Genomic DNA, 13719 nt, shown 5'->3' with positions numbered 1-13719 from the left:
ATAAGATTTAGCGACACTATAAATATACACAGACCTTTCGGTTATGCCCTAAAGCCCGCATTACGTTTAGGTTTTGTTGGCAAACGTTTTTTTATTTTTAAGTCATTAATTTATCGTCTTTGTAATGTTCTTCATAAATCAATTTTCCATTTTTGTCCCATTCTTTTACTGTTCCATGTATTTTATCTTCTATAAAAAAGGTTTCGTTTTCCAATTGTCCATTTTCATACCAACTTCGAGAGCAGCCATGAAGCATATTATTCAGATAAGTTTGCTCAAAGTTTAATTGTCCATTTATATACCAACCTTTGAATACTCCGTTCTTCATGCCTTCTTTGTATTCTTTTATACTAGACAGTTGTCTACTGCTAGTTTCTTTTTCTGCATTTTTAGCGGATTCATTAATTATATTTACATTGTTTTCTGTTGACAATACATAATATGGTAAATTCGATAAAAATTCATCATGGTATCGCTCTACTTTTCCAGTAACTAGATTTTTATTTGTTTTAAAGTAATATAATCCATTTTTGAATTCAATATCACTTCCTCTAATTTTTCCCTTTAAAATCCTATCACTAAGAGCTAATTCCTGTTTTTGATTTATAGAATGTAAATGATATTGTACTGCTATTTTACTATCGTGAATTTGGTTTTCTAATTCTTTAATTTCGGTTAATTTTTTCTTTTGGCTTTTCTTTTCTTCATCTGCCTTTTTTGAATAATGAGCCCAAATCATCATTATACCCATTAAACCAAGGGTAGGTAATACAATGTGCATAAATAGCCATGCATTTAAACCTGTAGGGGCATCGTCCATTGATGTGGATCTTGCGCCTCTTTGCAATAAGAATAATGTTGAATTAAGTATTTTCATTGAACTTAGTGTCTCAAATTGGATGAATACCTTTTTTAGGAAAGTTCATTTTATAAATGTTTGCCAACAAGTATATATAGTTACCGGTAATTATATATTGCTGTATCAAAATATATAATCACCAATACCTATTTATTTTTTATAAACTATTCCCACTAAAGTAGTTGGGGTATACTTTTGTCGGTATTGCAAGTATAATAAGTTTCTCTGACAAAAATTTACGCCTTTCTATAAAAATTTAGGAAATACATTGATTGTTTTGTTGCGGAGTATGGTGCGGGACGTTTAAGTTACGCTACCTTTTATTTGAAGTTTGCTTAGTTTGTCAAAAACGAAATTCTGAAGGTTTGTTTTAATATTTGGTAGGTAACGGCCTCGACTATGAGCAACCATGTGGGTTAGCACTTAACCTTGCGAGTATAGACCAAGTTAAAAATTCCGAAGGAATTTTCAAAGTAGGAAAGAACACGCAATTAGGTATGGCAATTGTTTCCAGTAGTTATTCTTTTAACTCCATATGTAAAGTGGGATAAGGTTTTCCGGAAGAATCCAATTCAGAGCGTTTAATAGTTTCAAACCCAAAATGCTTATAAAAACCTACAGCTTGTTCATTCTGTTCATTTACATCAACTTTTTTTACACCCATTTGTTGAATTGAATAATCCAACAACGTTTTTCCTATTCCTTTTCCCCTAAAGTCAGGATGAATAAATAGCATTTCCAAATTTTGGTCCGCCACTCCAAGAAAACCAACTATGTTTTTTTCATTATTTCTTACGCATCTTAGTTCTACAGCATCTAAATAGGTATTTAAAATCAGAGGTTTAAAATATTCAATATCTGCCTCTTTTAGAAAGTGGTGAGTCGCTCTAACGGAAGACTCCCAAACACGTACCACTTGTTGGTATTCAGATTTATGTATGGTATCTATTTCCTGTATCATTTTTTATTACGGCCAAAGGTCTTGTGTTACTACCGTGACGACCTATTGGAGCACAATGTTACACAATGGTATACTCAGTTTTTATTTTTCAAAATGTTCAATTCCCCAAAATCAACATCAAGTAGGTTTTCTTGGTCAATGGAGAATCCTAGTATTTCTCGTTTTGCATTAAAGTTGAACGTCAAAAATCCATCAGGAACTCTTATATCGTCCCAGTCTATTTTAAACGTATCATAATGCCAATGCTCCAGTTTACCTTTGAATACTGCAGAATGAGAAAATGAAATTTCTAATCCGCCACCCTCGGTATTATCTATTAAAATGTCACCATACATGCGGTCGCTATATTTTCCGGCATATTGTTGAATTTTTAACGAAGGTTTTGTCTTGGGCGTTTTGGCAATGGTCAATGGGCTTTCTTTATGCTCTTTTAAGTTGGCGTCTCTCCAATTCTTTATCCTGGAATATAGGTCATACGACTTATCATCAAGGAGCTTTTCTAAAATTTTTGCAGTTAATAAAAATGTGGCCGGCTCTTCCCCTTCATTGGTAAGTATTACAAACCCTAAATTCATATCCTTTATCATCACAAGATTTGCTGCCATACCATCAATACCACCACTATGTTCAATTATTTTATGGCCATTTTTCGGTGTTAACCACCAGCCAAATCCATACGATGTAAACTCATTGTTAAAGGGAGGCCCCATAATAGGATATATTATTTGAGGCTTAAAAATTTCATCAATTATTGAGGCACTTACAATAGTGTCATTACCTATGACTCCATTATTTAACAGCAGTCTCATGTAATTGGACATATCGTTAGATGATGAATAAATAAAGCCACCAGGAGCAAGATTGTCCCCTTTTTCCTGTTCAATGGCCACTTTTTCATAATCTTCGTTCCAAATATGGGGCTGGGCCAGATTACTGTTAGCTTCTCTTTCTGCGGATAGGGATGTGGTGTTATCCATTTTAAGTGGATCAAAAACCCGGGTTTTCACGAAATTATCCCATGATGTTCCAGAAACTGTTTTCACGATTTCTGAAGCAACCACATACATTACATTTTGGTAGGCTGGCTTTTCCCTAAAGCCAGATACAGGTTCTAAATATTTTAGTCGCTTTATGATTTCTTCCCTAGAATAATCCGAGTGATACCAAAGCGTACCTCCACTAACATCTTTAAGCCCGCTTCTATGGGTGAGTACATCTCTAATCGTAAAATTGTCCGTTACATACGGAGCGTATAGTTCAAAATAGGGGAGATACGTTTTAACTTTATCGTCCCAATCAATTTTCCCTTCATCTACCAAAATACCCAACGTTAAAGCTGTAAAGGACTTGGAAATAGAACCTATTCCAAAAATGGTATTTTCATCGACTTTATCTTTTTTATGTAGTTCTAAGTTTCCGTAACCTTTAGAAAATAGTAGTGAATCGTTCCGTACAACACCAATGGAAAGACCAGGTATGTCAAAGTCCTTTATCAGTTGGTGAATTTGTGCATCCAGTGAATCTAATTGTATTTGTTGGGCGGATGCATTGGCGAAGAGCATTAACCCCATTACGGTTGAGAAGAATAGTTTCATTTTCATTTTTTAGTGGTGTTTAATGGTTGGTATATAAAGCGTAGCGAGGAAGTAACTATGATTTTAAAGGTATTGTTGGCATTTCGTTATTTTTTCTTGTCACGGTCTCTTTTAAACTCTTCCGTACGTCTAATTTGCTCTTTAAGATTCCATTCAAAATCAAATCTATTTTTTAGAAAGATATGGATTGAATCCAGTCCTATATCCGTTCTTCTTTTATCTATATTTTCTGGCTCAAAAACAGGCCACAGGTTAAAGCTCTTGGTTTCTGGGTAGTACTTCATTTGTCCGCCATAAATTTGTAGATCTCCGCTTTCGGTGGCTATTCTATCCTCTGCTCTAACTAAAAACCGAGGTTCTAACTTTTTCTCTTTAACAGCCTTCCTCATCATGGGTAGATAGTGTATTCTGACCTTGTTATCAGAATGTTGTATCACATTGCATATGGTCCAATTTCCTTGCTCACCTGCTATTTCTTTCGAAGGCCATCCATAGGTATCTAGAATATCCTTTACTTTTCTTTCATTAACGATATGGTTCTTCTCATAGATTTCTTGTTGTTCCTTAACTAGTTTAGATTCGGCACCATAAATTTTCATAAGGGAATCCCTTAGTGTAATTGGTCGTTGCTCAGCATTCCATATCGTGTCAAGAACTGCAATTAAATTTCCTTGACTCTCCAATGGGCTTGAGGTTTTTTCAGATTTGGTTTTATTGGAGCAACTAATTACGAATAGTAGACCGATTACTAAAATAGATTTCATTCTTTACTACTGTTAGTTTATAGTGTTGCCTAACTACATGCAACGGCTTGGTTAAGCGTAGTGCGGTGGCAAGGAAAATCTTTCGTTTCCGCCAGCCTGCCGGCAGGTAGGTTTGCTTTTTTAATCAAAGCTAAAACCCTAAGATTCAACGACATTATAAATATACACAGACCTTTTGGTTTTGCCTAAAGTCCGCATTATGTTTAGCTCTTGTAAAATGTATTTTTTAGATGTTGTGAATCCGGCCTTTTAGTTTTTTCCGATTGAAGGAACTCACTCTTACTTGGTCTTGTTTTTTTATGATACCGTATGCAACTACTGGGACAAGTAAAAATCCTCCAACTATGAAAATTACATAATGATTCCGACTTCCTGTAAATATGGGGCTTACAAATAGGAACATAAGCGGTGTGCCTATGAAGAAAATAAGTCCGGCACCAATTTTCGCTAAATGTGATTCTTTAGCATTAAGTTCGTCCACGTGAAAATCCGTAGTCCGTCCGCAATTTTTACAAGTCAGTTTTTTATTCTCTCCGTCTTGCATCGCAAACTCCACTCGCGTATTCGCATTTGTTGAATATCCTAGTTCATTTTTACATTTAGGACAATTTACATATACTTTCATTTGTTGGATGTGGACTTTTGATATGTTTAACGGTCGTGGCTATGAGTAGTGCGGGAGTAAACACGTACTTTCCTTTCAATTGAACACAGAGCCAAAACCTTGTTTTCTGGTTTTTATTTTATTATTTCAAAAAGCCAAAATAAGGTTTTGGCGGTCGTTGAAAATTAGCAATTTATTTCGGGTTAAGCACTTAATCCCGCATTACTTATAGCCGTTGTTGTGAGCTGGCATTACTCACATATTTTTTCAGCAAATTCCTCAAATGCGATTGAATTGGCAGTTTTCACAGCGGAAACTAATTGTTTAAATTGGCTTAAGGCATTATTAATTTTTTCTTCATTTTTAATTCCATCGGATAGTCCTGTGTTTAACGTTTCACTAAAAGAGGAAAGTATAGTAATTATTGGATTCCAATTTTCGATTCCATCTTCAATACTCATATCGTCACAGAATTTTAATTTAAAAAGGTTTGAAACCGGTTTCCCTAGAATTTCTTCTATACAAGTTGAAACTGCCGTAGTAAAAAGTACGATTGAACCTCTTGAGCGTAAAAATTTAAGTAAGCCCTCTTGATTTTCTGTCATAGTTGATGATTTCATTAAGCCAAACTTTAATTCCTCAATTGCTCTTTGAAGGCTATAAACTAAAAAAATGTGTTTAGCTGTAGTATTTTCATTGAAAAATCTTGGGTAGAAATTATCGGATTCCCAGATTTTACTTTTTTGATTATATGCAATACTTGGCTGTCTGTGAAATGCTGCTAATACTTGTCCTGCTGTGACGGAAGGAATGACACTAGGATTTCTCTTAATAATATCAACTGAACCACCCCTACGGGAAGAATAATTGACATGTCGAAGATTATCGAACTCTCTGACTAAACGTTTTTGTATTTGGTCATTGCTTCTAAAATCTGGTGCATTAACTTTATTCTGACTATTGTTATACTTGACTATTGAAGCAATAATGTTTTCATCTTGACATTTAATTAGTCTTAATGGCACTTTTACTTTATCGTCTAATTCATTTGAAAGCGAGCCTATTGCGCCTGTAGTTTGTGCTCCATTTACTATTGAAATTCCTTTTATAGTCAGAGTGTTTTCTTCAAAAGTAAAATCATTTACTAAAGCCGTAACACCATTATTATAGACATAAAAATTTTCAGGGGTTTTTTCAGCAGAAAGTTTAATTCCATTATTTATGTTTGAATCAGATTTCCTACTTCCTAAATAGTCTCTTACATTAGCAGAAAATAAATCAGTTCCATATTCTTCATATAGTTCGTGCAATTTTGTTGCAGGCATTACGGTTGAGAAAGAAGTCCATTTATCTTCTTCAAGTTTAAAACCACTTACATTTTCAATAGTCAAAACATCTGTTACTAAAATAGGTGTTGTCAATCCTTCATACCAATTTTCTAAAGTTTCTAAACCAACTTCCAGAGATAAAGATTCAACATTTTGGGAAGGAAAATTTGTGGATAAAATTGAATTTAAAGTGTTTTCAGCAGATTTTAATTCTTCATCTACGTTAGTGGATTCTGGTAGATTGTGAGAATACCAGAGAGTAATTCTATCAATCTCATTATCTTTTATTCGGTTTCTCAGTTCTAAAGCTGCCGCCTGAATACGTTCTGGTATTTCATTAATGTTTCTAGTTAGCAGCCAAGTCACAGATGTATTTAAGTCAGAAGCCTTATTAGATGGCGCAGAATCTTTGTCCGTTGTAGCCACGTATCCCTGCCCAATCACGGCCTCCCTTCGTTCTGTATCTATAAAGACTATGTCAGTTTTCTTATCGTCACTACCATCAACCAAAGCTGTTGCAGCAACTTCCATAATATCTTCAATTCCATATCTCAATTGCAGAGAGTAAAGTAAGAGAGCATTACTTTCGAACTGTTTTAAATCATCTCTGCTATCGAAATTTTGATAAAATTTATATTCCTCTTGTTTCATAATTGTTTGTTTTGCTTGCTCACAACAAGTATATATAGTTTACTAGTAAACTATATATTGCCATATCAACATATATACTCACCAGACATCTATCTTAAATAAAAAACTTTCCACTAAAGTAGTAGGGGGGTGTACTTTGGTCGGTACTACAAGTATAAGAAGTTTCCCCTACAAAAACTTACGCTTTTCTGTAAAATTGTAGGAAATACACTTGTTGTTTTGTGAAATAATTAAAAGGGCGTGTAGAAGATAGCTTCCCTAACGCACTATTCTTAAACTGTTGCAATCCGTATGGGTCATTGCGGAGCATCTTTTTACTTCAGAAAAAATGCATCGGGAGAACGGGGGAATGCCCTATTTTCCCAATGCATATGTCACTTTTTAGTGTAGATGCTAGTCGTCACTAAATGGCATCAATTACGGTTATTGTCAAACGATTTGTCCGGGTAGGCCGGTGGTGCAGGGACTTCCCTTGGGTCTTCCTTGATCTGCTTTTTAAGGAATTCTATGGCGGCATTCAACTGCGCATCTTCCCCGTTAAAGGTAGCATGGGGCAGGTTGTCCACAACAATATCGGGCTCAAAACCGTGTCCTTCTATGATCCACTCTCCATCTTCACTATAAACGCCCAACATGGGAGCTCTGGCCAGTCCGTTATCGCTCAATCGGTTACTGCTGTCCAACCAAATTTCGCCGCCCCAGGTGCGGGTGCCAATAGTGGTGCCCAGGCCTAATTTCTTAAAGCCGTCCGCAAAGGCCTCACCGTCAGAATAGGTATTCTCGTTCACGAGGACCACAATATGTCCCCTAAAGGCGTAGGGCATGTTCCAGAACGCTTCCCCAGACCTTCCTTTCCAGTACATCCAGGCTTTTCGCAATAATTTTTCGAGCACAAAACTGTCAATGTTGCCCCCAAAATTATACCGCACGTCCACGATCAGGCCAGATTTGTTGAAGACCGGGTAGAATTCCCGGTAAAACTGACTGATATCATTACTGCCCATGGCCCGTAAATGCAGGTAGCCAATGTCCTGGTCGCCCTTTTCCTCTACCTTGAGCCTGTTGCCATATTCCCAATCGCGATAGCGTAGGTTATAGGCATTGCTGATCGGTTTTACGATGATGTCCCTAGAAGTGCTGCCCCGCATAACGGTAAGGCGTACCTGCTTGCCGGCCTGGTTTCTAATTAACTCTCCCATATCCAAGGCAGTAAGGGCATTTTTTCCGTTGACATGGGTAATGACGTCCCCAACCCGTACATCTAGGTAAGGGTCGTCCAATGGCGATTTTTCATCGGGGTAATCGGGGTCCGCCTTATAGATATAGTCAATGACAAAGCCCATTTTGGGTTCGCTTCTACTGAACAGGGCGCCCAAGGTGGCCACCCCAATGTCGGCATCATCGGTCCTTTCGTCACCGCCCCTTACACTGGTGTGCAGTGCGGAAAGCTCGCCCACGAACCTGCCGATAAGGTCGGAGAGTTCATTACGTGTGGTTACCCGGTCTACCAAGGGCAGGTACTTGGCATGCATGGCATCCCAATCTACCCCGTGCATATTTTTGTCATAGAAATAATCGCGTTCCATGCGCCATGCATCGGTAAAGATCTGTTTCCAATCTTCCCTGGGCACAATGGGAAATTTCCAATTGCTAAGATTCACCTGGTGTTTGGACAGGTCGCTGATTTCAGACGTACCCGCATCTACCATATAGATTTTGGAATCCTTGGAAAGCAGTAGGTTGGCGCCCTTGCCGGCAAGCTCAAACCCATTGATGTCCTTGGCCATGGTCTTAAGGGCAATGTCCTCGTTGCCAATGGATACAAAGGATAGGTGGCTTTTGGCCTTTACCCCGGTATCACTGGCCATGAGGTACAGGGCCTTATCGGTTACCTGTAGCGCGGCATAATTACCGGCCGCAACAGGTACTTCCATAATCCTTTCCTGTATACCTTCACGGTCTATGTTTACGGTAATGGTTTCCTTGTCCCCGGCATCACTGTCCTTCTTCTTTTTATCCGTTTTTGCGGAGGGTTCCGCTTTGGTGTCGTCCGTTACAAGTTCATCATTTTCCCTAAACGGGGAGCGGGTGCCTTTTTTCAAGGCTACATGGTATATTTTTTCACTGGCATCAAAATACGGTTCCGGCTGCCTGGGTCCCCACGGACTACCGACCAACGAGGTAAAACTTCTATCCGATAGAAAATAAATGAATTTTCCATCTGGGCTCCATTGGGGGTCGGTGCTATTGGCCCTATCCGTGGTCAGGTCAAACAGGTCACCGGTCTTTACATTGTACACCTTGATCTGCGCCATGGTATTAGAGGCTACCTGTACAAATGCCAGCCAAGTGTTGTCCGGCGACCATGAAAAGGTACCAATGCCTTCTTGATTGGTAGAGATTTTGGTGCTGGTGCCACTTGCCAAATTAAGCACGTACAGGTTGTTTTCCAGGTCGTTGTAGGCCATATATTTGCCATCCATGGAAGGCGTGCCCCCAAAACGTAATAGGCTGCCGTCACCGGTCAACTTTTTTTCTTCTCCTTGGCCATTGGCGGGCATACGAACAAATTCAAACTCCCCCGTTTGGTCAGATAGCGCATAGATATTTTCTCCGTCATGGGAGAAAACGGCATCGCGGTAGCGTACGCCCTTTTGTTCCGTAAAGGATACGAACCTGCCGGATTTTACGGGCGCCACAAAAATTCGTCCCCTTGCCGTAATGACAATATGTTCTCCCGCAGGGTCCGGATGTACGGAGGTGATGTATTGAGAGGGGTTGTCATCCCACTTTTGGCGTAGCTGGTCCAAATCGGACACCAATTTTATGGTAATCTTTTTGTCGGACTTGGTGTTCAGGTCATAATGCCAAAGGTCCGCCGCCTTTTGGTAGACCAGGTTTCCGTTAGAGATACTGGCGGCGCGGACATCAAAATCCTTATGGTTTGTATGTTGTTGAAGGTCCTCCCCATTTTCGGTCATGGACCAAATATTCATCATACCGTCCCTATCCGAAATAAAGTAGACCCTGCCGTTAAACCACATGGGGTGATGACTTTCGCCCAGGTAGTCGGTAGTCAGTTTTACGGCCTCCTGTGTGCCTTCGGTAAATTTATAGATTTGCCTTGCGGTACCGCCCTTATATCTTTTCGTCACGTTCCTGTGGTATGCCGGTCTTACAAAATATAGGGTTTTGCCACTGGCGTCATAGGTGGCCTCACTGGCCTGTGCCAACGGAACTCTTTTCTTTTCTTTGGTCTTAATGTCTATGGAGACCAATTGGTTGTCCGGAACTTTGGAATAGGCACGTGTATGGTAGACCACAGCACCATTAGGCGTCCAGGTATTGGTATAGGAAGCATCCCGTTCATACGTCCACCGAACGGGCAGGCCACCTTCCATGGGCATGGTGTACACCTCAATTGGGCCCTCGTAACTTGCGGAAAAGGCTATGGTTTTCCCATCTGGGGAGATGACGGGGAAGTTTTCATCTTCGGCATGGGTGGTAAGCCGTTGTGCCATTCCGCCACTTAAGGCTACTTTCCAAAGGTCGCCCTCAGCGGCAAAAACAATGGTATTGTCGTGCAGGGCCGGATTTCGGTAATATCCTTCAAAACCTTGTGCAAAGCAATTTGTAACGGATAATAGGGTAAGGCTGGCCAGTAAAAGAGTCTGTGGTGTTCTTAGGTAATGTGATATGCCCATAGGATTGGTTTTTGTAATTAACGGGTTATAGGATGCCAGAGGCAATTAGTTATTTTTTTTATGTGGGATTTCCGGTCGCGTGTTCTGTATGCGAAATGGTCCATAAAAGCAACTGAGGGAATGAATGTTGGCTATTACACTACAAGATACTAAGATCACGGTATTAAAGTGCCAGGATGCTACAAAAAAACCTTCATGAATTTTTATGCCATGAAGGTCGATGCTTTATAGAACTACTAGGTTTACTTACACAAAGAGCAATAGAATGGTCAGGACCATGCCGCCCAAAGTGAAATAGAGCCCTTTTTTAAAGACCGTTGTTTTTGGCATGAACATCCAAAAAGAGGATATTACGAAGAAAAGCAATGATAGGCCAAAAAAGATGTTCAGAAAATAGACCGGACTATTGGTCGTTGCCTTGTGCAGATGTTCCATTTTATCTAGGATAAAGGGCAGTTCCATTTTTTTGACGGTGGCCAGCCCCGTTTCGGTATTGTATTCTCCCTGTTTAAAATAGATAACGTCCCCTAAGGTCCTTTCCGGTTTTACCCCGCCTTTTATCCGTAGTGCGCCGCTAAGTTCCTCAGCGGACATATTGGGCTTTAATTGTTGTGTGGTTATTTTTTCGCTCTTTAAAAAATCGGTCGTCCTAAAGATCATAATGATTCCGCTAATGGCATACATGGCCATAATACCTGCCAAAAAAAAGCCTAGATAGCGATGTATAATTCTCATGCGTAATCCGGTGGTCATTCTCATTGTAAATAAAATTATAGGGTTGTGTTGTTTTGGGCCAATACCTCACATGGAAATTGACATTGGTTTAGATGCATATATGGGCGAAAGGTTTAATGGCGATGTTTATTTTTTTTGAAGGATTATACCGGTGGCATAAAAAAGCCCCGGTAAAAAATATCTACCGAGGCTTCAGGTTGCAAGTTGAGCGATTTATTTATATTTCTTTACTCTTGCATCGTTAATTATGCCGTTCCAATTTAGTCCGTATGCAAAATCGTATGAATTTCCATCAGCATCCGTATAAGGTTTCATATCCCTGGGTACATCTTCCAATTGTGCCTCTACGGTCAACATATCCGCCGGCATCTGAAAGGGGAGAAGGGCAGAAGGTTCCGCCGCACCCGTAAGAATTTCCATTAACGCCTGGTCCTGAACGCCCATATGCACCAAAATGGAAGCGGCACTAGGTTCTATTTCGGCGAAAACCATAGGTTTGGCCACTTTTACGGAGACAATGACCGGCTTGTCGCCCATTTTTTTCTTGGTATCGTTCACCAAATCCATATCCGTGGTATTGATCGTGGAGACCGATTTTCCTTTGTACGTACGGTTGGTAAAATCCTCCAGCGGACTACCCCCGGCCAAACTGACCTCCCGTGCGGTATCTGCGGTATAATCGCCATATTGTAAATTGATCGGTACATAGCCATTTCCTCCTTTTTCCAAGTCGGCACTATCATATCCTACACCGCCATCCGGACTATGAATGCCCACCAAGGCAAAATCTGCTTCCTCCGGGGTGCTTACCACTTCAAAAAATTTGGCGACAACCTCCATGTTAAAGGCATCTACCGTTTTTGGTTCTGTGGTGATCCCCCACCAATTGGTAGTGGGTGCCACATAGCGTTGAGGTACGTATACCTTCATTTTTTCCTTTAGCGGTAAGGTCTTGTTGTGGTTTTTGAGCATGACGATAGACTTTAATTGTGCATCGTAACCCGCTTTCATATATTCGCTATTCCCTACAATTTTAGTAGTTTCCGCTACATCTAAATACGGATTTTCAAAAAGTCCCACTCTAAATATATTGGTCAATAAACGAACTGCAGACTCTTCAAAACGGGCACGCATTGCCGTTTCGCCTAGTTCAGCAACCCCTAATTTATAAGCCTCCAAAACAGGTCCCATATCATTATTGCCTCCAAACTGATCCATTCCTGCTGCGATAGCCTTGTAATGGCGTTCAGCAACGGTCAAATTTTCTACACCAAAAGGTTTGCCTTCAAATTTAGATACCGAAGTCATGTCTCTTGTAATGCCCCAATCGGTACATAATACCCCTTCATAACCATATTTGCCTCTTAGAATATCGGTTATTAAGTATGAATTGTATCCATTGGCTACCTTTTCTCCTTCACCATCAGAAATGGTATAGTAAGGCATAACGGCAGCCGCCATTTTAGTAGGGCCATCTAGCTTAAAGGCACCTTCGGTAAATGGTTTCATGTGATCTGAAATATTCTTACCAGGGTAAACGGCGTATGCGCCATAGCCAAAATGTCCGTCACGGCCGCCTTCTTCGGGTCCGCCACCGGGCCAGTGCTTTACCATGGCATTGACGCTCTCCATGCCCCAATCGCCGCCATCTGTAGACTGAAAACCATCTACATAGGCACGTGCCAGGTCCGTAGCCAGATCAGGGTCCTCGCCCATGGTGCCGTCAAAACGGCTCCAGCGTGGTTCTGTGGCCAGGTCTATTTGGGGCGATAGGGCCGTGGCGATACCAAGGGCCCTATATTCGGTTGAGCCTATCTCGCCAAATTGTTTCATCAAGGCGGGATCAAAAGAAGCCGCAATGCCTAAAGTACCGGGCCACATGGAAATGTCACCACCCGCACCGGCATTGAATTCCGCATAGGAATCGCTCCCATGCCTTGGGTCTGAACTGGTGTTTACAGGAATGCCCAAGTATAGGCCCTCCGCAAAGGCTTGTGCGTTATTGTTCCATTGTGCGGCCACGGCGGGACTTTCTACCGAGGTGATCAGTACATGACGTAAGTGGTCATCCGTCAAAAATTTCTTTTGTTCATCGGAAAGGTCACTGGCTTTGGCACCACTTTCTGGAAATGGTTTACCATCATAAGTAGAAGAACCAAAACCACGGCTCCTACCGGGAAGAGATTGATGTGAGCTGTACAGCATTAGACCCGCAATATCCTCTAGGCTCATTTTTTTTGCCAGGTCCTTGGCACGCTGCGCTACCGGAAGACGCCAGTCCTCATACTCGTCCAAGGTTCCATTTTTGTTCAAATCTTTAAAGGCATACCTGTCTAAGGTCAATAGCGTTACCCCAGAGGTATTGGAGTATCCTAACGTGGCACCCTCCTCGTTATGGACAAAAGTAAGTTCCTCTTTGACCTCAGTGGTATATTTTTCGCCACATCCGGTAAGGATTACACCTGCAACCAGGGCGGTCAAGACATTTAAATGGTTCTTAATTTTCATATTCCGGTAC

General features: G+C 40.6%; 9 protein-coding genes. All 9 read right to left on the bottom strand.

Annotated elements, in window-relative coordinates:
* Positions 1-97: 97 nt before the first annotated feature.
* The 9 genes from JM81_RS08490 to JM81_RS08450 all read right to left on the bottom strand — a co-directional run bounded on the left by JM81_RS08490 (position 98) and on the right by JM81_RS08450 (position 13709).
* Complete coding sequence (locus JM81_RS08490; protein WP_144802290.1) at positions 98-877, bottom strand: toxin-antitoxin system YwqK family antitoxin; 780 nt, start codon at positions 875-877, stop codon at positions 98-100.
* A gap of 499 nt (positions 878-1376) precedes the next feature.
* Entirely contained in the window at positions 1377-1820 is a 444-nt protein-coding gene (locus JM81_RS08485) for a GNAT family N-acetyltransferase (protein WP_144802288.1), read from the bottom strand.
* Positions 1821-1894: 74 nt separating this feature from the next.
* The gene (locus JM81_RS08480) at positions 1895-3415 is read right to left on the bottom strand and encodes a serine hydrolase (RefSeq protein ID WP_186435549.1); all 1521 of its coding nucleotides are present in this window, start codon (positions 3413-3415) and stop codon (positions 1895-1897) included.
* Between the two features lie 86 nt (positions 3416-3501).
* Complete coding sequence (locus JM81_RS08475) at positions 3502-4179, bottom strand: DUF6624 domain-containing protein (RefSeq protein ID WP_144802282.1); 678 nt, start codon at positions 4177-4179, stop codon at positions 3502-3504.
* A gap of 226 nt (positions 4180-4405) precedes the next feature.
* Positions 4406-4804 carry a hypothetical protein gene (locus tag JM81_RS08470; RefSeq protein WP_144802279.1) on the bottom strand — a complete coding sequence of 133 codons (399 nt, stop codon included), beginning with the start codon at positions 4802-4804 and terminating at the stop codon, positions 4406-4408.
* Between the two features lie 230 nt (positions 4805-5034).
* Positions 5035-6762: an AIPR family protein gene (locus JM81_RS08465; protein ID WP_144802277.1), complete on the bottom strand. Its 1728-nt coding sequence runs from the start codon at positions 6760-6762 to the stop codon at positions 5035-5037.
* Positions 6763-7175: 413 nt separating this feature from the next.
* Positions 7176-10466 carry a S41 family peptidase gene (locus tag JM81_RS08460; protein ID WP_144802274.1) on the bottom strand — a complete coding sequence of 1097 codons (3291 nt, stop codon included), beginning with the start codon at positions 10464-10466 and terminating at the stop codon, positions 7176-7178.
* Between the two features lie 246 nt (positions 10467-10712).
* Entirely contained in the window at positions 10713-11225 is a 513-nt protein-coding gene (locus JM81_RS08455) for a hypothetical protein (RefSeq protein WP_144802271.1), read from the bottom strand.
* Positions 11226-11414: 189 nt separating this feature from the next.
* Positions 11415-13709, bottom strand: coding sequence for a glycoside hydrolase family 3 protein (locus JM81_RS08450; protein WP_144802268.1), 2295 nt, complete (start codon positions 13707-13709; stop codon positions 11415-11417).
* Between the last annotated feature and the right edge of the window lie 10 nt (positions 13710-13719).

Source organism: Maribacter sp. MAR_2009_72, from assembly GCF_007827235.1.
Classification (GTDB): domain Bacteria; phylum Bacteroidota; class Bacteroidia; order Flavobacteriales; family Flavobacteriaceae; genus Maribacter; species Maribacter sedimenticola.
The sequence above is the reverse complement of the archived record's forward strand: the minus strand, read 5'-3'. Positions and strand labels throughout refer to the sequence as shown.

What these genes read in the sequence shown, in the direction of transcription:
- JM81_RS08490 (WP_144802290.1), bottom strand. Translation starts at nt 877, where the DNA reads ATGAAAATACTTAATTCAACATTATTCTTATTGCAAAGAGGCGCAAGA.
- JM81_RS08485 (WP_144802288.1), bottom strand. Translation starts at nt 1,820, where the DNA reads ATGATACAGGAAATAGATACCATACATAAATCTGAATACCAACAAGTG.
- JM81_RS08480 (WP_186435549.1), bottom strand. Translation starts at nt 3,415, where the DNA reads ATGAAACTATTCTTCTCAACCGTAATGGGGTTAATGCTCTTCGCCAAT.
- JM81_RS08475 (WP_144802282.1), bottom strand. Translation starts at nt 4,179, where the DNA reads ATGAAATCTATTTTAGTAATCGGTCTACTATTCGTAATTAGTTGCTCC.
- JM81_RS08470 (WP_144802279.1), bottom strand. Translation starts at nt 4,804, where the DNA reads ATGAAAGTATATGTAAATTGTCCTAAATGTAAAAATGAACTAGGATAT.
- JM81_RS08465 (WP_144802277.1), bottom strand. Translation starts at nt 6,762, where the DNA reads ATGAAACAAGAGGAATATAAATTTTATCAAAATTTCGATAGCAGAGAT.
- JM81_RS08460 (WP_144802274.1), bottom strand. Translation starts at nt 10,466, where the DNA reads ATGGGCATATCACATTACCTAAGAACACCACAGACTCTTTTACTGGCC.
- JM81_RS08455 (WP_144802271.1), bottom strand. Translation starts at nt 11,225, where the DNA reads ATGAGAATGACCACCGGATTACGCATGAGAATTATACATCGCTATCTA.
- JM81_RS08450 (WP_144802268.1), bottom strand. Translation starts at nt 13,709, where the DNA reads ATGAAAATTAAGAACCATTTAAATGTCTTGACCGCCCTGGTTGCAGGT.